Raw genomic sequence first — 22,333 nt, forward strand, 5'->3', positions numbered from 1 at the left:
CTGACAGCAGAAACAGAAAGGCCCGTCGCAGCGAGGCGACGGGCCGAAAGCACTTCACTCCTTGGCCAGCACGCCGTCGATTACCGCGCCGCGACAGCCGGCAAACATGTCCAGCGCCGGTTGATAGACGCTGCTGCGCACTTCGAGCAGGCCGAGCATCGAGTGGAACAGGTTGTCCTGACTCAGCGGCTTGTCGCGGCTCATTTGCAGGCAATGGGTGTCGACCGAATAGGCTTTCTGGTAGCTGTCGGAGAACCACGCCAGCATCGCTACATGCTTCTGCTGCTCGGGCGCCAGCATGTAAGGCGTGCCGTGCAGAAACAGGTTGTACTCGCCCAGCGATTCACCGTGGTCCGACAGATAGAGCATGGCGGTGTCGACTTTGTCCTGATTGCTGCGCAGCACATCGATCAGGCTCGCCAACACATGGTCGGTGTACACCAGCGTGTTGTCGTAGCCATTGACGATACTTTCCCGGCTGCAATTGTTCAGCGCGTTACTTTCACAGACCGGGGTGAAGTGTTCGTATTCCTTGGGGTAACGCTTGAAGTAATCCGGGCCATGACTGCCCATCTGATGCAGAACCAGCACGGTGTCCTTGTCCAGGTGATCGATAAAGCCTTGCAGACCTTGCAGGAGGATTTCATCGCGGCATTCGCTGTTGGCGCACAATGCCGGGTCCTGCAACTTGCTGACATCCTGCACCGTGACGCGGTCGCAAGTGCCTTTGCAACCGGACTGGTTATCGCGCCAGATCACATCAATGCCGGCGCGCTTGAGTACATCGAGCAAACCCTCTTCATTCTTGGCCCTGCTGGCGTTGTAATCCTTGCGGCCCATGTTGGAGAACATGCATGGCACCGAGACCGCGGTTTCCGTGCCGCAGGAATGCACATCGGTAAAGGCGATCAGCCCCGCCTCTTTGTCCAGTTGCGGCGTGGTGTCTCGGTCGTAACCGAGAATGCCGAAGTTTTGCGCCCGCGCACTTTCCCCCACCACCAGCACGGTCAGCGATTTGCGTGGCTGGAATTGCAAGTCGGGGTTGCGCTGGGCATCTTCGCCAATTCTGATGAACGGCTGCTGCGCCGAGACCACTTGCTCTTGCAGGTAGCCAAGGGATGCGCCGATGTAATTGCTCGGCACCAGCATCAGGCGAGTTTCATGGTGATTGCGAAACAGTGACGACAAACCTTGATAGTTGGCCAATGCGACTATCCCGATCACCGCCGCAGAGGCGACAGTGACGATAACTTTGCTGAACAACTCACGATACCAGCGCCGGTAATTGACTGGGACTTTCCATAACAACAAACACGGTAAAACACCCAGCAAGAGAATATAAGCAAACAACTTCAACGACAGCAGATCACGCACTTCCGTGACGTTGGTCTCGGCAAAGTTGCGCAACATGCCAGCATCAATCATCACGCCATACTGGCTCATGAAATAAGCCACGCCGGCGCTGATTAAAAACAACAGCGTCAGCAACGGTTTGAGCAGCGGCCGAAACGCAAACAACGTCAGGACAATGTTGAACGCGGCAAAGATCATCACACCGAACGCCACCCGCATGGCGATGCCCTTGCCGTCGGCGGCAGTGATCTCGAACAAATGCTGCCACAGCACCAGATTGAAACCGAGCAACAAAAAGGCGCTGGCAAACAACGTCACCCATTCCGGGCGCACGGCTTTTAACTTCAACATGATGAGTGACTGTTCCTGAAAGAAGAGCCTCGTCAAGTGTGAAAATGTCATTCACCGAGGCATGCCAGACTTTAGGCAGCCATGGATCAATTTTTCGTGAAAAAGATGCTAATGATTAGTTGCCTCGGAGTCCGAACGTGAAAGTTTGCGAGTATTTGAGAATGGTTCAGGGTTTATTCAGTTTCAGGCACTTCGCAATGTCCTCTGTGGGAGCGAGCCTGCTCGCGAAAGCGCAGTGTCAGCAAATAGTTGTTTGTCTGGAGGAACGCATTCGCGAGCAGGCTCGCTCCCACAGGGGAACATGGGTGTTATCGAGTTTTTAGGTCTGGCCCGGGGTTTTCTGATTTGCCGACGCCGGCGACGCCACGCCTAATCATCAGCCTCTGCACTTAAAGGCCCGCTGATGAATCACACCCGCCGCGCCGTTTGGCTGATGCTCGCAATCGTCCTCACCGCCATTAATCTGCGTCCTTCCATGGCGGCAGTCGGGCCGCTGCTGTCGGCGATCCGTGGCGATATACCGTTGAGCTTCAGCCTCGCCTCGCTGCTGACGATGCTGCCGGTGATGGCCATGGGTCTGGCGATGTTTTTCGGCCTGAGCATCAGCCAGCGCCTGGGCGAACAGCGCACGGTCTTTCTGTCATTGCTGATCATCGGGCTGGCGACGTTGTCGCGGCTGTTTATCGATTCGGCGGTCGAATTGATTGTCAGCGCAATACTGGCCGGCATTGGCATAGCCCTGATTCAGGCATTGATGCCGGCGCTGATCAAATCGCGCTTTGCTGACAACGTGGCGGTGTGCATGGGCGTCTACGTGACGTCGATCATGGCCGGCGCTGCAATTGCCGCAGCGTTCGCGCCGCTGGTGATGACGCAGGCCGGCAACTGGCGCATGGGACTGGCCATTTGGGCCGGGCTGGCGTTGCTCGCCTTACTGGTCTGGTGCTTGCTGCCCGCGCCAGCCATATCAACGATGAGCAAACGGGAGTCTTTCATCACCCGCCCTCGCGCCTGGTTGCTGGCGATTTTCTTTGGCCTCGGTACGGCGTCCTACACCTGTGTCCTCGCCTGGCTCGCCCCGTACTACTTGGAGAAGGGCTGGAGCGAACAGAACGCCGGGCTGATGTTGGGTTTTCTCACAGCGATGGAGGTCATTTCCGGCTTGGCGGTGCCAGCCATCGCCAATCGCAGCCGTGATCGACGCACAATACTGGCGGTTCTGCTGTGGCTGATCATCGGCGGTTTCTGCGGGCTGATTCTCGCCCCGCAACATCTTGCGCTGCTGTGGCCTTGTCTGTTGGGTCTGGGGATTGGCGGTCTGTTTCCGATGAGCCTGATCGTCGCGCTCGATCATTGTGATGACCCGCAGCGCGCCGGTGGCCTCACCGCGTTTGTGCAGGGGATCGGCTATCTGATCGCAGGACTGTCGCCGCTGTTGGCAGGGATGATTCGCGATCGACTGGGCAGTTTCGAGGGCGCGTGGTGGGCGCTGACGGCGGTGATGGTGCTCATGCTGCTGATGGTGATGCGCTTTGACCCTCAGCACTACACACGTCACTTGCCTTGCCCGGGCTAGAGGCCTCTGGCCATCTTTACCGCACAGAATCGGCAACGTCGTGTTGCTAAAAGTTTCTGTCCCACATGTGTCCGTGAAATGTCCTACAAGGGTTTCTCCTGGCACCATCGTTCCGTTAGGATCGTACGCACACGTTTGCGCGAATTCTGCGCAGGGGGCACAGCGAGACGGAACTCATGCTGAACAGTAATTTGCTTCGCAAGCTCGACATACAGGACTTGATGGTATTTGTCGCCGTGTATGAGCAGAGCAGCGTCACCGATGTCTCGGAAACGCTGTTTGTCAGTCAGTCCACCGTCAGTTATTGCCTGAAGAAACTGCGCACCAGTTTCGAAGACGAATTGTTCATCAACACCCGTACCGGCATGCGCCCGACCTATAAGGCCTGCAGCATGTACGGCCATGTGCAGAAAATTCTCGAAAGCATCAACCTTTGCCACGCCGGTGCCCCGACCTTCGACCCGAGCCGGCAGGCGGTGACCTTCAATATCTGCGCTCCGGAATATTTCGAGCAGTTGATCCTGCCGCGCCTGTTGAAGCGCTTTGACTTCGACGACCTGCCGGTGATGGTCAACATGCACAAGTTCGAAACCGACGTGCCCGCCGAAGAGCTGCGCGACGGCAGCCTCGATCTGGTCATCAGTTTCGGCCCGCACTTTCACCGCCAGCATGCGGATCTGAAATCGCGGATGTTGCTTGAAGATGACCTGGTCTGCGTCTTCGACAAACGCGCTACACCACTGGAGCCGCGCCTGAGCCTGCAAGCATTCACCGAGCGTCGGCATGTGTTCCCGACGCCGTGGACCTCAAGCACCAACATGGTCGACGGCTGGCTTGCGCGGCAGGCACAGAAAGGCCAGATCGTCGCGCGCTCGAACAGCTACAGCGCCGCGTTGAAGATGATTACCGGCACCGATTTCATCCTCACCCTGCCCCGGCGTATCCAGCGTTTGCTGACCAACGATGCAGTGTTCAATCACTGCGAGGCGCCGAATGGCTTGCCGGGTTTCACTCTCGACATGCAGTGGAGCCAGAACGCCGATCAGGACAGTGCCAACGTCTGGCTGCGCGAGCAGGTGATTCAGGTGTGCAGCGAGCTGGAAAGCGTCTGAGCCTCAGACGCCGATCGCGGCCTTGCTGTAGGACTCACGATCAATGTCGAGCAGTTCGACGCACAGTTGCACTTCGAGCCCGGCCGGCCATTCGCAAAGTTCCTGCAACACCGCCAGCAGGCTTTGCGACAGCTGCTTCTTGATCTCCGCCGAACGCCCGCTGAGCAAGGCCAGCTTCACATGGACGAAGGCACGCTCGCCGAGAGCCGTGCCGACCTTGAAGTTCTCAACCTTGATCGCGCGGCTCTTGATATCGAACTCCGCGCCGAACTGACCGGAACCGACCAGGGTGTTGTTGAGCCTGATCAACGCGAGATCGGCATTCAACTGCGTCAGGTTGGCGGTGTATTCCATGTGCAGGTGTGGCATCGCGGATCTCCAGTCGGTGGGTGCGGGGGGCGTACATATACCACAGTCGGCTGAGCGCATTCCTTGTAGGAGCTGTCGAGTGAAACGAGGCTGCGAGCTTTTGATCCTTCATTCGAAGATCAAAATCAAAAGATCGCAGCCTGCGGCAGCTCCTACAGGGGAGCGTGGTGCTCAGTTGGCCGTTCACTCATGAACGCTTCCAGCCGCGAACGCAGCCAACGTTCGGCCGGGTCGCTGTCGACGTGGCTGAGCCAGACCATCGACAGGTCCAGTGTCGGCGTCTTGAACGGAAACGGTTCCTGGAACAGCGCCCCGGACGCCGCCATCGCCGCTGCGGTGTAGTCCGGCAGGCTGGCGATCAGGTCGGTGCCCGCCAGCAGCGCCGGCAGCGCGCTGTACTGCGGCACCGACAACACCACCTGGCGCGTCCGGCCCAGCTCCGCCAGCCATTCATCGGCGTAGCCACTGACATTGGCCGTGTGCGACACCAGCACATGCGGGCGAGCGCAGTATTCGTCGAGGGTCAGCGGCGTATCGGAAGCATCGGCGCGCAGGATGCTCGGCTGGATATGTCGCAACAGTTTGCGTTTGGCGTTGGCCGGCAGGCCGCGGGTCTGGCTGATGCCGACGGTGATATCGCCGGCGGCCAACAGGTCGGGAATGCGCCAGTAATCGACATGCTGCACGACGAACACCACATTCGGCGCTTCCTGACGCAGCGCGCGCAACAGCGGCGGCAGCAGGCCAAATTCAACGTCATCGGACAGGCCGATGCGAAAGGTCATGGTGCTGGTGGCGGGGTCGAAATCGCGAGTCAGGCTCAGCGCCGCCGACAGTGAATCCAGCGCCGGTTTGAGATGGCGGTAAATGTCTTCGGCGCGGGCGGTCGGTTCCATGCGATGGCCGACGCGGATGAACAGCGGGTCGTTGAGCATTGTGCGCAGACGATTGAGCGCCGAACTGATGGTCGGCTGGCCGAGGAACAGTTTCTCCGCCGCCCGCGTCACGTTGCGTTCGAGCATCAGGGTCTCGAACACCACCATCAGGTTGATGTCGGCCTTGCGTAGTTCATTGCGGTTCATCCATTGCCCCTGCTCCCCGGAATAGCGGCAGTGTAGAAAGGCCTTGGGCATTGCGTCCATAAACGTTTCCGAGACGGCGTTGCAGACACATCCGCGAACGATTGGAAACAAATCCGCGATAGCCAAAAAAACCCTCTGCGCTAGGCTTGCGTCGATGCGCCACACAGGTTGGCGCGCCTATCGATCGCAGGGAGCGAACCGTATGTATTTCGAAATCTACCGACAAACCCGAGGCACCCCGAGCACTGGCAAAGGCCAATGGCGCTGGCGCCTGCGTGCGCGCAACCACGAGACTGTGGCCAGTGGTGAGTCGTACGTGAACAAGGCCGATTGCCTGCATGTGATCAACCTGATCAAAGCCGTACAGGGCGAGACGCCGATCAAGGAGATTTGAGCCAGACCAGGGCCTCGTTTGTTCCGGCAAAGGCGGGCCGTTGGTCGCCATTCAGAGCGTTTGCTTGAATACTCGTTCGCTATGCTCATCAAAGGTGCATGAGCTGCAATTATTGCTGCCATGCACCCAAACGCCCATTGATTCAGCAGAGGGTTATGCGCGATGAAATCATTTGCCGCAATCTGCCTTGCAATACTGGCCCTGAGCGTTCAGCCCGGCCAGGCGGACACCCTTGACGCCTTCGTCGAAGAAGCGGCCCAGCAGAGCCTGTTCCAGAACAACAGCGCACAGATCGCGCTGGAAAAGGCCAGCCTGCCCGAGGTCAAGGAATTTGCAAGACGAATGATCGCCGACCATGAGCGTTTCGATAAACAGCTGCGGCAACTGGGGAAAAGCCAGCGTATGGCGGTGCCGACAGAACCCTCGGTAGCCTCAAAAACCAAACAACTGCGCCTCGAGTCTCGGGACGATTCCTTCGACCGCATCTACATCGACAGCCAGGCCGAAACCCTCGAGCAAAAGCTGATGCTGTTCAAGAAAGAAGCCATGTCGTCGCAAAATCCGCAGCTCAAGGCTTTCGCCAAGTCCGCGTTGCCGGGCATCGAGAAACAGGCAAAAACTGCCCGGGATCTGCAGGAAAAACTCAAACCGTCAGCGGGCGCGCTGAAGTCCGTCAACCCTTGAGCGAACCGCGGAAGGATCAAAACTGCAAAAGAATCACACCCACCAATACGGCGATTACCGCAGATACCGCCATCACTTGAGTCGAGGTGAACGCCAGCGCCGCCTCCTTGGAACGGCCGACGAAGCGGCCACGAATCTGATGTAAACCTGGCTGCGCTTCGAACAGGTTGTCCGGGTGCTCGTTGTCCTCAGGTTCACTGGTCTGCTGACCGGTCCAGGCGCTGCGCGCCAGCAAACGGTCGAGCAGACCGGGCATGACCGACTGGCCGATGATCGCCTTGATCGTCGACCACCCCAGCCACAACTCTCGCGGCGGATGCTTGACCACACTGAAAATCGCCCGGGCTGCCACGTCGGGGTCGTGAATCGGTGGCACCGGTTGGGGACGCTTGGGCAATTTGTTGCGTGCCCAATCGAACTGCGGGGTATTGATCGCCGGCAATTGCACCATGCACACGCGAATATGGCTGCGCTCATGCAGCAACTCACAGCGCAATGAATCAGTAAAACCGCGCACAGCGAACTTCGCCCCGCAATAGGCGGCCTGCAACGGAATGGCGCGATAGGCCAGTGCCGAGCCGACCTGGATGATCAGGCCCTTGTTGCGCGGACGCATCAACGACAGCGCCGCCAAAGTGCCATGAACCGTACCGAGATAGGTCACCTGAGTGACGCGCTCGATCTCAGCGGCGGACAATTGTTCTATCGGCGAGAGCACCGTGACCATCGCCGCGTTGACCCAGACTGCCAGCGGTCCGAGCGCGGCTTCCAGTTGCTGCGCAGCCTCTTGCACGGCGAGCGCATCGGCGACATCGACGCTAACGGTTTCAACCTGAACGCCATACGCTTGCAGCTCCTCCTGCGTGACGGCCAGTCCCGCCGGATCACGCGCCAACAGGCCAATGCGGTAGCCCCCAGCGGCAAATCGATGAGCCACCGCGCGCCCCACGCCAGCACTGGCGCCGCTAATCACCACCAAAGGTTGCTCCTGCATGAACCGTTCTCCCTGATGCTCAGTCGATCGGCCCGATGTTGATCATCAGGTCATCGCCCAGTCCTTGCACCTTGGCCAATACGTCCACCGGCGTCTCGCTGGAAAAATGCACGACGTAGCCCATGCCGCTGCCGTCCTCTTCGATTGCACTGACCCACGACTCCACCTCGTCAGCATCCAGTCCCAGCGCCTGGCCGAACTGGCGGTTGCGGTGATCGGAATCGGTTTCGTCCATCGGATAATCACTCATAGCAAACATCTCCTCGGGGATCGTCCCCTCACTGGTTGCTCAATGTGGTCTTAAGGATGGACGCCGAACGTTCGCTGACAGTTCGTTTTTTCAGCCGAGCATCGAGCGCAGCTTGCGCAACAGATCCACCGGCGCGTAGGGCTTGGCGATCAATTCGAACTCATTGTCAGCCAGCTCATTGGGCGCCGACTCGTCCGCGCAGTAGCCGGTCGTCAGCAAGATCTTCATGGTCGAATAGCGCTGGCTGATTTCCCGCGCCAGTGCCAGCCCGTTCATCTCACCGGGCATGACCAGATCGGTGAAGACCAGCTCAAAGTCGCTACTCTGCAACATCGCCAGCGCCTCGCTCGCGTCTGCAGCGATGGTGGTGCGGTAACCCTGTTCGGACAGTACGAAGCGCGCCAGTTCAGCAACTTCGGCGCGGTCCTCGACGATCAGGATGCGCTCGGTGCCCTTGAGGTTTTCCTCGGTTACAGGCGAGCCGGTTGCCGACAGCTGACTGTCATCGGCGGGGAAAAACAGGCGCACCGTGGTGCCGAGCGCCGGCGTCGATTCGATTTTGACCACGCCGCCGGATTGCTTGACGAAGCCGTAGACCATCGAGAGCCCGAGGCCGGCACCGTTGCCTTCTTCTTTGGTGGTGAAGAACGGTTCCATCACTTTGTCGAGATCGTCGGCGGCTATGCCCACGCCGTTATCGGCAACCGCGATGCAGACGTAACGCCCCGCCGCCAGTCCGCCCTGGTGCGGATCCGCCGGGTCCGGGACGACGACGTTGCGGGTCTGCACGGTAATCACTGGCTGTTGCCGGTCGACCAGTGCGTCGCAAGCGTTGGAGAGCAAATGGTTCAGTGCCATCTCGGCCTGCGCCGGGTCGAGCCGGCAGTTCCACAAGTCCTCGGCCAGTTCGAATCGCGGTTCCAGATCGGCGGATTCATGCGTCGGCAGCGTAGAGCGCTCAAGCAAGGCATTAAGATTGATCACCCGGCCTTCGAGCCGTTGCCGGCGGGAGAATGCCAGCAGATGCTGGGTCAGCAAACGTGCTTTTTCCGCCGCCGCGCGAGCGTGGCCGGCGCCGACCACGATGCGTTGCGGATCAATGCTCGGCCGCTTGGCGGTGTGCTGGATCAGCTCGATGTAGCCGATCATCACTTGCAACAGATTGTTGAAATCGTGGGCGATGCCACCGGTCAACTGGCCCAGCGCTTCCATGTTCTCGCTGTAGCGCAGGCCGTCCTCGGCGTCGCGTCGGCGGCTGACGTCCATTTGCGAGGCGAAGAAATACACCAGTTGCCCGCGCTCGTTGAATAGTGGCGCGATGAACAGCTCGTTCCAGAACGAGGAGCCATCCTTGCGATAGTTGAGTACCTCCACGCAGGTCTCGTGTTGATGTTTGAGCGCTTGCTTGACCTGTTGCAAGACGGAACGATCAGTCTGCTCGCCTTGCAGAAACCTGCAGTTGCGCCCGAGCACTTCTTCCAGCTCGTAGCCGCTGAGTTCAAGAAACGCATTGTTGGCAAAAATGATGGGATCGTCGGGCTGCGCTGGATCGGTGACAATCATGGCCATGCGGCTGACCTGCACCGCCGCGAAAAACACATCTTTGCGTTCTTGCGAAAGGGTCGCCGCATCGGCGCGGGCGACGATCGGCCTGGAATTTATGGGCAAGTTGACCTCCGCTAAGTGACTCCGTTTCGCTGTGACCATCATCAGCGAGCGGAGTGCCGAGGCCGGCCACCGCAACGGCGGGTGTCCGATGAATTGTCCCGGTACTTCGATGGATCCGAATCGCCTCGCTGATTGTCGAAAGCTCACCGAGAACTGCACGCAATATCTGAAATCCGATCCGCCAGGGAGAACCACCGTGGATTTGTTGTTTCTGGGCACGTCTGCCGGCGTGCCGACCCGCCAGCGCAATGTCAGCGCGACGGCATTGATCGCCTCTGCCGGCAAAGGTTGGTATCTGATCGATTGCGGTGAAGGCACCCAGCATCAGGTGCTGCGCACACCGCTGTCGCTGAGCGAGTTGCGGGCGATTTTCATCACCCATGTCCACGCTGATCACTGCTTGGGCTTGCCGGGTCTGCTGGCGAGCACCGGTATGTCCGGACGCACGCGGCCGCTGGATATTGTGCTGCCGACAGCGCTGCATCCGTGGCTGAGAATGAGCCTTGAGGTGACGCAATCGCATCTGCCCTTCGAGATCAACCTGCACGCGGTGGAAACGCTCACTGAGTGGCGCAACCTCAACGTCCAGGTGCAGACCGTCGAGCTGTCCCACCGCGTGCCGTGTCATGGTTATGTCTTCACCGAGTCCGACCCGGAACCACGTCTCGATGTGCAGCGACTCGACGCTGAAGGCATCGAACGCGGCCCGCTCTGGGGTCAGTTGGCCCATGGTCAGGACGTGGAGGTTGACGGGCGGATGCTGCACGCTCGCGACTATCTGCTGAGCGCGCGACCTGATCGGCGCATCATCGTCTGCGGCGATAACGATCGGCCGGCACTGCTGGCAGAAGTGGCGCAATCGGCGGATGTGCTGGTGCATGAAGCGACATTCGTGCAGGCAGCAATCGACCGCGCTCGTGCCAGTTACGGCCACAGCAGCGCCGCCGCTGTCGCCGGTTTCGCCGAATCCGCCGGAGTGCGCAATCTGGTGCTGACGCACTTCAGCGCACGCTATCAGGCCAACCCGGCGGTGAGTCCATCCATCGAAGATGTGCGCAGTGAAGCGGCGGCGCTGTATAGCGGCCAACTGATTCTGGCGCGGGATCTGCAGCGCTATCACTTGGATCGGCTGGGTCATTTGCAACCGGTGCAGATCGAGCGCAAGCCGCTGCAGGTCGCACCGTAATTTGAAGCGCGTCCGCCCGTCTGGCAGGCGGACGCCGGTGGGCAGGGTTACTTCTTGGCTTCTTTGTCCGGATCCGCCGAGCGTTCCAGAAACGCGTCGGTCAGTTGCGGCAAATGCTTGAGCAGCCATTCAGCCATGGCCACTTCCTGCGGCAGAATCTGTTCGCAGGCCTTCTGCGTCTGCGTATCCCCCGCCGCTTTCGCCGCTGCGATCAGCACGGTATAGCTGGCGACCTCCATGTTCTCGAAAACGTAGCCGGCCATGGCGCCCTTGATCACTTCATCGCTCATCAAGGAGCCGCCAACAGCCTGACCGAACGCCATCAATTTGCCGCCCAGGTCTTTGATCGTCGACGAATCACCGCCCAGACGTTGCAGGCATTCGTCGATGAGTTTCTGCTGGCCGAGGGTTTCTTCGATGTGCTGGTCGATGCGCGCCTTGAGCTGCGGGTAATGTTCCAGACGTTTGGATTGCGCCTTGAGCATCTGCTCGGCCTGTTGCTCCATGGCATGAGCGTCACGCAACCAGTCGAGCAGGTTTTCCTGTGGAGTAGCCATTGTCGAGTCCTCTTCTTGATGATTTCCCAGTGATCAACCGGGCGCGCCGTCAAATGTCAGGCGCGCCCCATGTGCCTTACAAGCCAGGTTTGGCCTGCGCGCCAGAGCCCAGATCCGCACCGGTGACCGGCTCGCTGTTGGGGTCGGACATGGTGCGCATCTTCATGTTTTCCAGCAGCGCTTCGTCGGCGCTGTCCAGTTGCACGGTGGCCAGGCCATCGCCGCCATCGACCGCCGGCGTCGGGTTCTCGACGAACTCCCAATCGTCGCCCTGATTCCACGGGCCGCGCATGCTTTCGGTGCCTTGCGACATGTTGAAGTAGACGTTGGTGAACTCCGGCATACCCGGCAGCTTGCCTTGCGGGAAGTTAGGCTGGATCGAATGCAGAGCTTTCTCAAAAGACAACTGGTGCGCGATTTCGCGTGTCATCAGAAAGCCCAGCGCCTCTTTCACACCGGGATCATCGGTCACGTTCATCAGGCGCTCATAGACGATCTTCGCCCGTGCTTCGGCGGCGATGTTGGAGCGCATATCGGCGGTGGGCTCGCCGATGGTGTCGACGTACGCCGCCGTCCATGGCACGCCGGCCGAGTTGGTCAGCGGCGAACCGGCACCGTAGAGCAGGCTGGTGATGTGCGAGTCATTGCCGTTGCCATTGAGCGAACGATACAACTCGCCCTCCTGCTCGACGCCTTCGGCCATCCGGCCTTTTGCACCTTTGTTGAGCATGACGATGATCGAGCCAATGATCTCCAGGTGACTGAGTTCTTCAGTGGCGATGTCCATCAGCAGGTCTTTGCGTCCCGGATCTTCCTCGGCCAGGGCCTGGGTGAAATAGCGCGAAGCCGCCGCCAGTTCACCTTGTGCGCCGCCAAACTGCTCGAGCAACAGATTGGCCAGCCCCGGATTGGGCTCGGCGACACGAACGGTGTATTGAAGTCGCTTGTTATGTAGAAACATGACAAATCTCCTCAGTCGGATAAGCGTGGCAAGTTCTGGGTAAAAGTTTGCCTACCCTTTTGTGAAGCGTTGTCGTTGCGGAAATTTCAAAAAATTCGCGGCGACAGGACAAATGGTTTGAACCGCGCGAACTAGCGAAACGGGGCTATACCGCTGGGGATATTCGCGCTGGAATGACCGGAACTTATTGCCGGAATCGAGTCTCCAGCGCGCGATTCGATTTCCGGCGCCGCGACCACTAACGCAGCAAATGCACCACCAACCCAACCAGCGCACAGCCCAGCAGTACCTGAATCACCCCGCGCTTGAAGCGAAACAGCGCAATGGCCGCGGCAATGGCAATCAACGCCGACGGCCAGTCCAGGCTGCCGCTGAAGCCCTGCGGCCAGAGCACGTGGTAGCCGAAGAAACACGCCAGATTGAGAATCACGCCGACTACCGCTGCGGTGATCGCGGTCAGTGGTGCGGTGAATTTGAGTTCGTCGTGCGTCGACTCCACCAGCGGGCCGCCGGCGAGGATGAACAGGAATGAAGGCAAAAAGGTGAACCACGTCACCAGCGCAGCGGCGACCGCTCCGGCAAGAAACACCTGATCGGCGCCGAACACCTGCGACACATAAGCCCCGACAAAACCGACAAACGCCACCACCATGATCAGCGGCCCCGGTGTGGTTTCGCCCAGCGCCAGGCCGTCGATCATCTGCGTCGGGGTCAGCCAGCCGTAGTGACCGACCGCACCTTGATAGACATAGGGCAGCACCGCATAAGCTCCACCGAAGGTGAGCAGCGCTGCCTTGGTGAAGAACCAGCTCATTTGCGTCAACGTGCCCTGCCAGCCGAATAGCGCGGTCAATACCCCCATCGGCAATGCCCACAGCGCGGCGCCAATCACGGCGAGCATGGCCAGTTTCGTCCAGCTGAAACGGGCATGGGCCGGGGTTGGCGTGTCGTCGTCGATCAACGCCGCGCCGAAAGACTTCTTCGCTGCGCTATGCCCGCCGGCCCTGAATTTCTCCGGTGCCAGTCGACCGCCGAAATAGCCAATCACCGCCGCGCCCAACACGATCAGCGGAAACGGCACATTGAACGCAAAAATCGCCGTAAACGACGCCGCCGCAATCGCCCACAGCCAATTGTTCTTCAGCGCCCGCGAGCCGATGCGATGCGCCGCCTGCACGACAATGGCCGTCACCGCAGGCTTGATCCCGTAAAACAGCCCGGCGACCACCGGCACTTCACCGAAGGCGATATAGAGCCACGACAGGAAAATCAGGATGAACAGCGAAGGCAACACGAACAACGCCCCGGCCACGATCCCGCCCCAGCTCCGATGCATCAGCCAGCCAATGTAAGTCGCCAACTGCTGCGCCTCAGGCCCGGGCAGCAACATGCAGTAGTTCAAGGCATGCAGAAAACGCCGCTCGGAAATCCAGCGCCGCCGCTCGACCAGCTCCTGGTGCATGATCGAAATCTGCCCTGCCGGCCCGCCGAAACTGATAAAGCCCAGCTTCAACCAGAACCAGAAAGCTTCGCGCAGACTCACGGCCTGCGGCCTAACGTCATCGTCACCCGCCAACGGCTGAACTTCACTCATCGAGCTGTTCCTTTTATGCAGTCGGCAGGTTGTACCCGAAAAGCGTAACGAACAAAACGCCAGAAACGAAAAAGCCCCCGTAATCAGCAATGATTACGGGGGCTTTGTCTTGTTCAATAATGGCGGAGAGATAGGGATTCGAACCCTAGGTACCGGTGAAGGTACAACGGATTTCGAATCCGTCCCATTCGGCCACTCTGGCATCTCTCCAACGGCGCGCATCATAACAACACTTTCGTTGGTTGCGAACCCCCCAACCGAAATTTTTTCCGTGCTATCAGATGCTTGCGTCGATTAAAGCGGTACGCCCAGACGAGCGGCGACTTCTTCGTAGGCTTCGATGACGTCACCGAGGCCCTGGCGGAAGCGGTCCTTGTCCATCTTCTTCTTGGTGTCCTTGTCCCACAGACGGCAGCCGTCCGGGCTGAACTCGTCGCCGAGGACGATGGAACCGTCGCTGAACACACCGAATTCAAGCTTGAAATCGACCAGCAGCAGGCCGGCGTCGTCGAACAGTTTGCTCAGGACTTCGTTGACCTTGAGCGACAGTTCCTTCATGCGCGCCAGTTGCTCGGCGGTACCCCAACCGAACGCCACGACGTGGGACTCGTTGATGAACGGGTCGCCCTTGGCGTCGTCCTTCAAGAATAGTTCGAAGGTGTACGGGTTGAGCTTCATGCCCTCCTCGACGCCCAGACGCTTGACCAGGCTGCCGGCGGCGTAGTTACGCACGACGCATTCGACCGGGATCATGTCGAGCTTCTTCACCAGGCATTCGTTGTCGCCCAGCAGTTTGTCGAACTGGGTCGGCACGCCGGCCGCTTCGAGTTTCTGCATGATGAAGGCATTGAACTTGTTGTTCACCATACCTTTGCGATCAAGCTGTTCGATGCGCTTGCCGTCGAACGCCGAAGTGTCGTTGCGAAACAGCAGGATCAAGCGGTCAGCGTCGTCGGTCTTGTAAACCGATTTGGCTTTGCCGCGGTAGAGTTCTTCACGTTTTTCCATGATGGGCTCCGCTTGCTAAGTAGGTGGGCTAGGCGATGTGGCGCCAGTCGAGCCCTGAATCTTGATCGGCCAGTTGCAGCCAGTCCGGGTCGCACCCGAGGGTGTCGACAAAACATTGCCGGGCCAGCTGCGGCAGGTTGTTCTTGCTGCTCAGATGGGCCAGTACCAGGTGTTGCAAGCCCTGCCAGCCCAACTCGGCCACCAGGAATGCCGCCTGATGGTTGTTCAGATGTCCGCGTTCGCCGCCCACCCGCTGCTTGAGAAAGTACGGGTAATGACCACGGGCCAGCATGTCGCGGCAATGGTTGGACTCGATCATCAATGCATCGAGATCCCGATAACCATCCAGCACCCGCTCGCAGAACGAACCCAGGTCGGTCAACAGGCCGAAGCGCCGCTGATCCTGATCGCTGAAGACGTACTGGGTCGGTTCCTGCGCGTCATGGGCCACGGCAATGACCCCGACGTTCAGTGCGCCGATCTGCAGCTGCTCGCCGCCGGCCAGAAAGCCTGCCGGTTCCAGCGGTTTGCGCATCCCGCGCAGCGTGCCGCGACTGAGGTAGACCGGCAGATTGTAGCGCCGAGACAGCAAACCCACGCCATGCACGTGGTCGGCATGTTCGTGGGTCACAAGTATCGCGCTCAGTTGCGCCGGGTGCACACCCAGGCGCAACAGGCGTCTTTCGGTTTCCCGCAGGGAAAAACCACAATCCACCAGCACGTACGTATCAGCACTGGCGATCAGCGTGCCGTTCCCTTGGCTACCGCTGCCGAGAACGGCAAAACGCATATCGGATCAGCCCAGGTTGTCCTGAATCACGCTCAACACTTTACGCGCGACATCGGCCGGCGCGACGGTGTTGATGTTCTTTTCGACTGTGACCTGGATGTTCTCGCCAACCTTGCTCAGGCGAACCTGATAACGCTCGGCACGGGCTTCGACTTCTTCCTTGCTCGGCGCGCTGCCGAACAAACCGCTGAAGAAGCCAGGCTTGTCGTCCTTCTTCTCGGCTTTTTCGGCCAGGTTGATGTAGTACAGGCCCAGGCTGCGGTTGATGTCTTCAACGCGCCATTCGCCCTGTTCCAGCGCACGGCCGACGCTCGACCAGGCGCGGTCCAGATCGGTACCGACGTTCAACACCGGGTTGCCGCTGCCGTCTTCGCTGAGGCTGACGCGGCTCGGCGCATCGAAATCACGCGAGGCCAGCATCGACACCGAACCGCCCTTCTCGGAAATGCGGCTCATACTCGCGAGCATGTCGTCGACCAGCGCAGCGTCCAGGCCTGTGTTGACCGAACGGTTGGTGAAAGCCACGTCGGCCGTGCTGCCGGCAGGACGCTCGGCGCTGACCACGTAGATTTCACTGGTGTTGCGCTGCACGCCGGGCTCGATCCGCACACGCACGCGGGTTTCGCTGTCGCTGGCGATACCGGCCGCACTCAGGCGCTTGGCCATCGAAGCGGACAGCTCGTCGGAGTGCTGCCAGGTGGTGGTGAATTCACCGGTCTGCGGACGCTGTTCATCCAGACGGAAACCGTTGTCCATGAAGAACTGCACCGCCACTGGCCAGACTTCGGCCGGTGGGTGCTGGGCCACGACCCAACGCGAATCACCGCTCTTCTGCAGCGAGTAGTCAGTGGCATCGGCAACCGCCGAAAGCGGCTGAGGACGCGGAACAACGTATTCACCCGTCGCGGTGTCGTCGGCCACGTTGCGCGGGATCGGCAACAGCGGATCGAGACGCTTGGCAGTGCTCACATCCGGTGGCAATTGCATCGGTGCAGTCTGTTGCGCTTGCAGGTAATCGCTTCCACGGTCGCGGAAATAACCTTCCGGCCCCCAGACCCATCCGCAGCCACTGGTGCTGGAGATAATCAAGGCAAGTGCGGAAAGTCCGGCCATTCGCTTCATGCGTTGTACTTCCTCAATTAAACCAGGACGCTGCACTGGCGCAGGGCCGAGCGCAGCGTTTCATGACAAGGGGTGCTCAGCCAGGTCAGTGGCAGGCGGATGCCTTCGTGCATCAGACCCATTTCGACCAAAGCCCACTTCACCGGAATCGGGTTGGCTTCGATGAACAGGTCCTTGTGCAGCGGCATCAGTTTTTCGTTGATTGCGCGTGCGGTGTCGGCGTCGCCTTTGAGCGCCGCCTCGCACAGGTCAGCCATTTCGCGCGGGGCGACGTTGGCGGTGACCGAGATGTTGCCTTTGCCGCCCAGCAGGATCAGCTCGACTGCGGTCGGATCATCGCCGGACAGCACGATGAAATCCTTGCTCACGCCATCGATGATCGCCTTGGCGCGTTGCAGGTCGCCGGTGGCTTCCTTGATGCCGATGATGTTCGGCACGGTGGACAGGCGAATCACGGTCTCGGCCTGCATGTCGCAGGAGGTGCGGCCGGGAACGTTGTAGAGAATCTGCGGAATGTCGACCGCTTCAGCGATGTGCTTGAAGTGCTGGTACAGACCTTCCTGGGTCGGCTTGTTGTAATAAGGAACCACCAGCAGGCAGGCATCGGCGCCGGCGGCCTTGGCATTGCGGGTCAGCTCGACGGCTTCGCGGGTCGAATTGGCGCCAGTGCCGGCGATGACCGGAATGCGCCCGGCAACCTGTTTGACCACGGCTTTGATGACGGCGATGTGCTCTTCTACATCAAGGGTGGCCGACTCGCCGGTAGTACCGACGGCGACGATGGCGTGAGTGCCGTTCTTGAGGTGGAAGTCCACGAGTTTGCTGAGGCTGTCCCAGTCAAGACGCCCTTGTGCATCCATGGGAGTGACCAGTGCCACCATACTGCCCGCAATCATGAAACCGCTCCTGCCGGAAAAAGAGAGCGGTAATGGTACTGGCGCCAAGATGCTTGCACAAGCGAAGTACTGCGCCGCCGCCATTCCCCTTGGCGCCGCTTTTCGCTACCCTTCAGACTTTGATCGGTACAGATCAGCTTGTACGCCGGGTTTCAGCCTCCCTTTTCGGCCTCCCAGGCCCCGTTCCTGCGTCGCATCGACGCGCTCCCGCACAGTGGAGCGAGCCGCGAGCGCCGGCCGGGGCTCTCTATACGGATCGCCAGAACAGGCACTCCCGGTCGCCAACGCCCGTCGACCTACCGACCGCTCATCGCTTTAGGAATGCTGCATGTCCACCCCCACAGTTCGCGAACAATTCCTTGTCATCAGTGCCCTCGGCGCCAACCCCATGGAGCTGACCAACGTCCTGTGCCGCGCCAGCCATGAAAACCGCTGCGCCGTCGTCACCTCCCGCCTGACCCGCCACGGCGAGTGCAGCGCCCTGGTGCTGGAAGTTTCCGGTAGCTGGGACGCCCTCGCACGCCTTGAGGGCAGCCTGCCGTTGCTGGCCAAGCGTCATGCGTTCACCGTCAACGTGGTGCGCAGCGCGGCCCTGGAAAATCGCCCGCAGGCCCTGCCTTACGTGGCTTACGTCAGCTCGGCGTATCGCCCGGACATCATCAATGAGCTGTGCCAGTTCTTCATGGACCACAACGTCGAACTGGAAAACCTCACCTGCGACACCTACCAGGCCCCCCAGACTGGCGGCACCATGCTCAACGCCACGTTCACCGTGACCCTGCCGGCCAACACCCAGATCAGCTGGCTGCGCGATCAGTTCCTCGACTTCGCCGATGCGATGAACCTGGATGCCCTGATCGAGCCTTGGCGCCCACAAAATCCAATGTAAGGAAGCCTTCATGGCCGTTGTCATCGACCAACCGGTTGCGGACTTCACCGCGCCTGCGACCAGCGGGCAGACCGTCAGCCTGTCCGAACTCAAGGGCAAGCAAGTGGTGATCTATTTCTACCCGAAGGACAGCACCCCGGGCTGCACCACTCAAGGCCAGGGCTTTCGTAACCAATATGCGGCTTTCAAGGCTGCCAACACCGAAGTCTTCGGCATTTCCCGCGACAGTTTGAAGTCGCATGAAAACTTCAAGGGCAAGCAGGAGTTTCCGTTCGAGCTGATCAGCGACAAGGACGAGGCGGTTTGCCAACTGTTCGACGTGATCAAGCTGAAGAAGCTGTATGGCAAGGAATACCTGGGCGTCGATCGCAGCACGTTCCTGATTGACAAGGACGGAGTGCTGCGTCAGGAATGGCGTGGGGTGAAGGTGCCGGGGCATGTTGATGCCGTGCTGGCGGCGGCTGAAGCTCTGAATAAAGCCTGATGTTTCTGTTGCGTCTTTGAAGACGCATTCGCGAGCAGGCTCGCTCCCACAGTTGGAATGCAATCAACTGTGGGAGCGAGCCCGCTCGCGAATAGCCTCTCTGCAAAATCCGAATCAACCGCTAAAGCAACGGCGCCACCACCGGCTCCTTGCGCGGCCACGCATCCAGCACAGCCTTGAACAGCGTCGCCAGCGGGATCGCAAAGAACACGCCCCAGAATCCCCACAATCCGCCAAACAACAACACCGCGCAGATGATTGCTACCGGATGCAAATTCACCGCTTCCGAAAACAACAGCGGCACCAGCACGTTGCCATCCAGCGTCTGAATGATCCCGTAGACCGCCATCAGATAGATGAACTGATCGCTCCAGCCCCACTGGAACAGCGCAATCAGCAGCACCGGCACGGTCACCACTACGGCGCCGACATACGGCACCACCACCGACAAACCGACCAACAACGCCAACAGCGCCGCATAGTTCAGGCCCAGGGCGATGAAGGCTATGTAAGTCACGCCGCCGCAAATCACGATCTCGATGCCTTTGCCACGGATGTAATTGGCGATCTGCCGGTTCATTTCCTGGGCGACGCGGGTGATCAGCGCGCGCTCGCGGGGCAGATAGCCGCGCACCCATTCGCCGATCATCGCCCGATCCTTGAGAAAGAAAAACACCAGAATCGGCACCAGCACCAGGTAGATCATGATGTTCACCAGCAGCGGCAAACTCGACAGCGAAAACGTCAGCGCCCACTGGCCGAACTTGCCGATCTCGCCCCGCGCCGCTTCGATCGCTTGCAAGACTTGCTCATCGGACACCAGATGCGGATAGCGCTCCGGCAATAGAAGCAGCAACGACTGCCACTTGGCAAGCATGCCCGGCAGTTCGTTGAACAGCGTGATCAATTGATGCCATAGCAGCGGCAGGACCACGACGATGAACAGCATCAGCGCGCCCATGAACACGGCAAACACCAGCCCCACCGCCACGCCGCCGGGCACGCGCAGCCGCTCGAGCGTGACCACCAGGCCTTGCATCAGATACGCCAGCACCATCCCCGCCAATACCGGCGCAAGCATGCCGCCGAGGGTAAGCACGGCGGTGAAGGCGAGAAACAGCAGCACTGCCAGCACCACGGCTTCTTCGTCGGAGAAGTAACGCTGAATCCAGTCGCGTAACACTTTGAACATCAATAATCCCTTCGATTTTAAGCGCGGCGCTTCAGGCTTTTTTCAACCAGTAACGGTAGACCCCAGCCTCTTCTTCTTCGCGCAACAGCGCGTGACCCGCCAGCCTGGCAAAGGTACGGAAGTCGCGTTGCGAGCCGGCATCGGTGGCGATCACCTTGAGCACAGCGCCGCTGGACAGTTTATTGAGTTCCATTTTCGCCTTGAGCAACGGCAACGGACAGTTCAGGCCACTGGCGTCCAGTTCCACGTCATGGGCTACAGCGTCGGTCATTGCGTCACTCCGGTTGCGGTTGTCGAGCTGCCTAGAATATCTGGTCGGGGCTTCGGTGTCCGGCTACAGTAAGGTCTTTGTCCTCCAAGGCTTTGTGCATGACTTTTTTGCGCCCTACCCTGCTGACGCTCGCTTGCCTGCTCGCCTCACCAGGCTTTGCCGACGATCTGCCGTCACTCGGCGACGCCAGTTCTGCCATCGTCTCACCGCAACAGGAATACCAGCTCGGCCGCGCCTGGCTGGCCATGCTGCGCAGCCAGGTTTCCCAGCTCAACGATCCGCAACTCAAGGATTACGTCGAGTCCAGTGTGTACAAGTTGGTCGAGACCAGTCAGGTTTCCGACCGACGCCTGGAATTCATCCTGATCAACAGCCCGCAACTCAACGCCTTCGCAGCACCGGGCGGCGTGGTCGGGGTCAACGGCGGTCTGTTCCTCAACGCCCAGACTGAAGGTGAATACGCCTCAGTGCTCGCCCACGAACTGGCGCACTTGTCGCAACGCCACTTCGCTCGAGGCGTCGAAGCGTCACAACGCATGCAGGTGCCGATGATGGCTGCGTTGCTGGCAGGTATCGTCATTGCGGCGGCAGGTGGCGGTGATGCCGGCATCGCCACCATCGCCGGCACCCAGGCCGCGGCATTGCAGGAGCAACGACGCTTCTCGCGGCAGAACGAACAGGAAGCCGACCGCATCGGCATCCTCAATCTGGAAAAGGCCGGTTACGATCCGCGCTCGATGCCGACCATGTTTGAACGCCTGATGCGCCAGTATCGCTTCGACGCCAAGCCGCCGGAATTCCTCCTGACTCACCCGGTTACCGAATCGCGTATCGCCGACACCCGCAACCGCGCCGAACAGGCGAAACCCGGCGGCATCGAAGACAGCATGCGCTATCAATTGATCCGCGCGCGGGTGCAGTTGATCTACGAGGAAACCCCGGGGCTGGGCGCCAAGCGTTTCCGCGCCCTGCTCGACGAGAATCCGAAAAACGATGTCGCGCGTTACGGTCTCGCCATCGCGCAGATCAAGGGCGGCCAGCTCAACGAAGCCCGCGAGAACCTCAAGCAATTGTTGGCCAAGTCACCCAACGAGATCATCTATAACCTCGCTCAGGTCGACCTGGACATCACCAACAATCGCCTGCCCGATGCGCAATCACGGGTCGATCGCATGCTCTCGCAGTACCCGGGCAACTATCCGCTGAACCAGGTGAGGGTCGATCTGCTGTTGAAACAGAATCGCGCCGCCGATGCCGAGAAGGCACTGGACAGCCTGCTCAAGTCCCGCCCGGATGATCCGGACGTCTGGTATCAGGTTGCCGAAACCCGCGGTTTGTCGGGCAACATCATCGGCCTGCATCAGGCGCGCGCCGAGTACTTTGCACTGGTCGGCGATTACCGTCAGGCCATTCAGCAGCTGGATTTTGCCAAGCGCAAGGCCGGCAGCAACTTCCCGCTGTCCTCGCGCATCGATGCCCGTCAGCGCGAGCTGATGGAGCAGGAGCGCATGGTCAAGGACATGATGGGCTGAGTCTTTCCCGACAAAGAC

General features: G+C 59.9%; 23 protein-coding genes and 1 tRNA gene. 8 read left to right on the plus strand and 16 right to left on the minus strand.

The window, feature by feature from the left end; translation table 11 throughout:
* Positions 1 to 54: 54 nt before the first annotated feature.
* Positions 55 to 1,704 (minus strand): phosphoethanolamine transferase, encoded by a 1,650-nt coding sequence (locus tag GXB78_RS16235; RefSeq protein ID WP_329516103.1) that lies wholly within the window; start codon positions 1,702 to 1,704, stop codon positions 55 to 57.
* A 403-nt stretch (positions 1,705 to 2,107) separates the two neighbouring features.
* On the opposite strand from GXB78_RS16235, the gene GXB78_RS16240 reads away from it, so the two are divergent.
* On the plus strand, positions 2,108 to 3,280 hold the full coding sequence (locus GXB78_RS16240; protein WP_329516104.1) for a cyanate transporter: 1,173 nt from the start codon (positions 2,108 to 2,110) through the stop codon (positions 3,278 to 3,280).
* 176 nt (positions 3,281 to 3,456) lie between these two features.
* The gene (locus GXB78_RS16245) at positions 3,457 to 4,392 is read left to right on the plus strand and encodes a LysR family transcriptional regulator (RefSeq protein WP_329516105.1); all 936 of its coding nucleotides are present in this window, start codon (positions 3,457 to 3,459) and stop codon (positions 4,390 to 4,392) included.
* Positions 4,393 to 4,395: 3 nt separating this feature from the next.
* Here the strand turns inward: GXB78_RS16245 and GXB78_RS16250 are convergent, their stop codons facing one another.
* Positions 4,396 to 4,761 (minus strand): 5-carboxymethyl-2-hydroxymuconate Delta-isomerase, encoded by a 366-nt coding sequence (locus tag GXB78_RS16250; protein WP_253500135.1) that lies wholly within the window; start codon positions 4,759 to 4,761, stop codon positions 4,396 to 4,398.
* A 152-nt stretch (positions 4,762 to 4,913) separates the two neighbouring features.
* On the minus strand, positions 4,914 to 5,843 hold the full coding sequence (locus tag GXB78_RS16255) for a LysR substrate-binding domain-containing protein (protein ID WP_329516106.1): 930 nt from the start codon (positions 5,841 to 5,843) through the stop codon (positions 4,914 to 4,916).
* Positions 5,844 to 6,045: 202 nt separating this feature from the next.
* On the opposite strand from GXB78_RS16255, the gene GXB78_RS16260 reads away from it, so the two are divergent.
* Both GXB78_RS16260 and GXB78_RS16265 read left to right on the plus strand, forming a co-directional pair.
* Positions 6,046 to 6,237, plus strand: coding sequence for a YegP family protein (locus GXB78_RS16260; protein WP_016771242.1), 192 nt, complete (start codon positions 6,046 to 6,048; stop codon positions 6,235 to 6,237).
* Between the two features lie 162 nt (positions 6,238 to 6,399).
* Positions 6,400 to 6,921, plus strand: coding sequence for a DUF4142 domain-containing protein (locus GXB78_RS16265; protein WP_329516107.1), 522 nt, complete (start codon positions 6,400 to 6,402; stop codon positions 6,919 to 6,921).
* Between the two features lie 16 nt (positions 6,922 to 6,937).
* Here GXB78_RS16265 and GXB78_RS16270 read toward each other — a convergent pair whose 3' ends face one another.
* From GXB78_RS16270 to GXB78_RS16280, 3 genes are all read right to left on the minus strand, one after another.
* Complete coding sequence (locus GXB78_RS16270) at positions 6,938 to 7,915, minus strand: SDR family oxidoreductase (RefSeq protein ID WP_329516108.1); 978 nt, start codon at positions 7,913 to 7,915, stop codon at positions 6,938 to 6,940.
* A gap of 19 nt (positions 7,916 to 7,934) precedes the next feature.
* Positions 7,935 to 8,165 (minus strand): hypothetical protein, encoded by a 231-nt coding sequence (locus GXB78_RS16275; protein WP_071174678.1) that lies wholly within the window; start codon positions 8,163 to 8,165, stop codon positions 7,935 to 7,937.
* A gap of 90 nt (positions 8,166 to 8,255) precedes the next feature.
* Complete coding sequence (locus GXB78_RS16280; protein WP_329516109.1) at positions 8,256 to 9,833, minus strand: histidine kinase famiy protein; 1,578 nt, start codon at positions 9,831 to 9,833, stop codon at positions 8,256 to 8,258.
* A 196-nt stretch (positions 9,834 to 10,029) separates the two neighbouring features.
* Here GXB78_RS16280 and GXB78_RS16285 point away from each other — a divergent pair, with 196 nt between their 5' ends.
* Positions 10,030 to 11,019, plus strand: a complete 990-nt coding sequence (locus GXB78_RS16285; RefSeq protein WP_329516110.1) for a ribonuclease Z — start codon at positions 10,030 to 10,032, stop codon at positions 11,017 to 11,019.
* Between the two features lie 47 nt (positions 11,020 to 11,066).
* Here GXB78_RS16285 and GXB78_RS16290 read toward each other — a convergent pair whose 3' ends face one another.
* The 8 genes from GXB78_RS16290 to dapA all read right to left on the minus strand — a co-directional run bounded on the left by GXB78_RS16290 (position 11,067) and on the right by dapA (position 17,947).
* Positions 11,067 to 11,576 carry a ferritin-like domain-containing protein gene (locus GXB78_RS16290; protein ID WP_039760925.1) on the minus strand — a complete coding sequence of 170 codons (510 nt, stop codon included), beginning with the start codon at positions 11,574 to 11,576 and terminating at the stop codon, positions 11,067 to 11,069.
* Between the two features lie 76 nt (positions 11,577 to 11,652).
* A complete protein-coding gene (locus GXB78_RS16295) occupies positions 11,653 to 12,537 on the minus strand; it encodes a manganese catalase family protein (protein ID WP_329516111.1) in 885 nt (294 codons plus the stop codon).
* A 238-nt stretch (positions 12,538 to 12,775) separates the two neighbouring features.
* Positions 12,776 to 14,131: a chromate efflux transporter gene (gene chrA, locus GXB78_RS16300; RefSeq protein WP_329516112.1), complete on the minus strand. Its 1,356-nt coding sequence runs from the start codon at positions 14,129 to 14,131 to the stop codon at positions 12,776 to 12,778.
* A gap of 120 nt (positions 14,132 to 14,251) precedes the next feature.
* Positions 14,252 to 14,341: transfer RNA gene (locus GXB78_RS16305), tRNA-Ser, on the minus strand.
* An 84-nt stretch (positions 14,342 to 14,425) separates the two neighbouring features.
* Entirely contained in the window at positions 14,426 to 15,139 is a 714-nt protein-coding gene (gene purC, locus GXB78_RS16310) for a phosphoribosylaminoimidazolesuccinocarboxamide synthase (RefSeq protein ID WP_016771262.1), read from the minus strand.
* 28 nt (positions 15,140 to 15,167) lie between these two features.
* Positions 15,168 to 15,929: an MBL fold metallo-hydrolase gene (locus tag GXB78_RS16315; RefSeq protein ID WP_263470651.1), complete on the minus strand. Its 762-nt coding sequence runs from the start codon at positions 15,927 to 15,929 to the stop codon at positions 15,168 to 15,170.
* Between the two features lie 6 nt (positions 15,930 to 15,935).
* Positions 15,936 to 17,051 carry an outer membrane protein assembly factor BamC gene (gene bamC / locus GXB78_RS16320; RefSeq protein WP_329516113.1) on the minus strand — a complete coding sequence of 372 codons (1,116 nt, stop codon included), beginning with the start codon at positions 17,049 to 17,051 and terminating at the stop codon, positions 15,936 to 15,938.
* Positions 17,052 to 17,068: 17 nt separating this feature from the next.
* A complete protein-coding gene (dapA, locus tag GXB78_RS16325) occupies positions 17,069 to 17,947 on the minus strand; it encodes a 4-hydroxy-tetrahydrodipicolinate synthase (RefSeq protein WP_329516114.1) in 879 nt (292 codons plus the stop codon).
* A gap of 328 nt (positions 17,948 to 18,275) precedes the next feature.
* On the opposite strand from dapA, the gene GXB78_RS16330 reads away from it, so the two are divergent.
* Together GXB78_RS16330 and GXB78_RS16335 are read left to right on the plus strand one after the other, a co-directional pair.
* On the plus strand, positions 18,276 to 18,836 hold the full coding sequence (locus tag GXB78_RS16330; RefSeq protein ID WP_024012001.1) for a glycine cleavage system protein R: 561 nt from the start codon (positions 18,276 to 18,278) through the stop codon (positions 18,834 to 18,836).
* 10 nt (positions 18,837 to 18,846) lie between these two features.
* Positions 18,847 to 19,320, plus strand: a complete 474-nt coding sequence (locus GXB78_RS16335; RefSeq protein WP_329516115.1) for a peroxiredoxin — start codon at positions 18,847 to 18,849, stop codon at positions 19,318 to 19,320.
* A 121-nt stretch (positions 19,321 to 19,441) separates the two neighbouring features.
* Here the strand turns inward: GXB78_RS16335 and GXB78_RS16340 are convergent, their stop codons facing one another.
* Positions 19,442 to 20,512, minus strand: a complete 1,071-nt coding sequence (locus tag GXB78_RS16340) for an AI-2E family transporter (protein WP_329516116.1) — start codon at positions 20,510 to 20,512, stop codon at positions 19,442 to 19,444.
* Between the two features lie 31 nt (positions 20,513 to 20,543).
* A complete protein-coding gene (locus GXB78_RS16345) occupies positions 20,544 to 20,783 on the minus strand; it encodes a sulfurtransferase TusA family protein (protein WP_329516117.1) in 240 nt (79 codons plus the stop codon).
* A gap of 98 nt (positions 20,784 to 20,881) precedes the next feature.
* On the opposite strand from GXB78_RS16345, the gene GXB78_RS16350 reads away from it, so the two are divergent.
* Entirely contained in the window at positions 20,882 to 22,315 is a 1,434-nt protein-coding gene (locus GXB78_RS16350; protein ID WP_329516118.1) for a M48 family metalloprotease, read from the plus strand.
* Positions 22,316 to 22,333: the final 18 nt, after the last annotated feature.

It is taken from the genome of Pseudomonas moraviensis subsp. stanleyae (assembly GCF_036283065.1).
GTDB classification, from domain to species: domain Bacteria; phylum Pseudomonadota; class Gammaproteobacteria; order Pseudomonadales; family Pseudomonadaceae; genus Aquipseudomonas; species Aquipseudomonas stanleyae.

Bases quoted from the DNA above. Each gene is read 5' to 3' on its own strand.
- bamC (WP_329516113.1), bottom strand. From the start codon at position 17,051: ATGAAGCGAATGGCCGGACTTTCCGCACTTGCCTTGATTATCTCCAGC.
- GXB78_RS16350 (WP_329516118.1), top strand. From the start codon at position 20,882: ATGACTTTTTTGCGCCCTACCCTGCTGACGCTCGCTTGCCTGCTCGCC.
- chrA (WP_329516112.1), bottom strand. From the start codon at position 14,131: ATGAGTGAAGTTCAGCCGTTGGCGGGTGACGATGACGTTAGGCCGCAG.
- GXB78_RS16260 (WP_016771242.1), top strand. From the start codon at position 6,046: ATGTATTTCGAAATCTACCGACAAACCCGAGGCACCCCGAGCACTGGC.
- GXB78_RS16240 (WP_329516104.1), top strand. From the start codon at position 2,108: ATGAATCACACCCGCCGCGCCGTTTGGCTGATGCTCGCAATCGTCCTC.
- purC (WP_016771262.1), bottom strand. From the start codon at position 15,139: ATGGAAAAACGTGAAGAACTCTACCGCGGCAAAGCCAAATCGGTTTAC.
- GXB78_RS16295 (WP_329516111.1), bottom strand. From the start codon at position 12,537: ATGTTTCTACATAACAAGCGACTTCAATACACCGTTCGTGTCGCCGAG.
- GXB78_RS16275 (WP_071174678.1), bottom strand. From the start codon at position 8,165: ATGAGTGATTATCCGATGGACGAAACCGATTCCGATCACCGCAACCGC.
- GXB78_RS16245 (WP_329516105.1), top strand. From the start codon at position 3,457: ATGCTGAACAGTAATTTGCTTCGCAAGCTCGACATACAGGACTTGATG.
- dapA (WP_329516114.1), bottom strand. From the start codon at position 17,947: ATGATTGCGGGCAGTATGGTGGCACTGGTCACTCCCATGGATGCACAA.
- GXB78_RS16340 (WP_329516116.1), bottom strand. From the start codon at position 20,512: ATGTTCAAAGTGTTACGCGACTGGATTCAGCGTTACTTCTCCGACGAA.
- GXB78_RS16270 (WP_329516108.1), bottom strand. From the start codon at position 7,915: ATGCAGGAGCAACCTTTGGTGGTGATTAGCGGCGCCAGTGCTGGCGTG.
- GXB78_RS16255 (WP_329516106.1), bottom strand. From the start codon at position 5,843: ATGAACCGCAATGAACTACGCAAGGCCGACATCAACCTGATGGTGGTG.
- GXB78_RS16315 (WP_263470651.1), bottom strand. From the start codon at position 15,929: ATGCGTTTTGCCGTTCTCGGCAGCGGTAGCCAAGGGAACGGCACGCTG.
- GXB78_RS16235 (WP_329516103.1), bottom strand. From the start codon at position 1,704: ATGTTGAAGTTAAAAGCCGTGCGCCCGGAATGGGTGACGTTGTTTGCC.
- GXB78_RS16290 (WP_039760925.1), bottom strand. From the start codon at position 11,576: ATGGCTACTCCACAGGAAAACCTGCTCGACTGGTTGCGTGACGCTCAT.
- GXB78_RS16335 (WP_329516115.1), top strand. From the start codon at position 18,847: ATGGCCGTTGTCATCGACCAACCGGTTGCGGACTTCACCGCGCCTGCG.
- GXB78_RS16330 (WP_024012001.1), top strand. From the start codon at position 18,276: ATGTCCACCCCCACAGTTCGCGAACAATTCCTTGTCATCAGTGCCCTC.
- GXB78_RS16345 (WP_329516117.1), bottom strand. From the start codon at position 20,783: ATGACCGACGCTGTAGCCCATGACGTGGAACTGGACGCCAGTGGCCTG.
- GXB78_RS16265 (WP_329516107.1), top strand. From the start codon at position 6,400: ATGAAATCATTTGCCGCAATCTGCCTTGCAATACTGGCCCTGAGCGTT.
- GXB78_RS16250 (WP_253500135.1), bottom strand. From the start codon at position 4,761: ATGCCACACCTGCACATGGAATACACCGCCAACCTGACGCAGTTGAAT.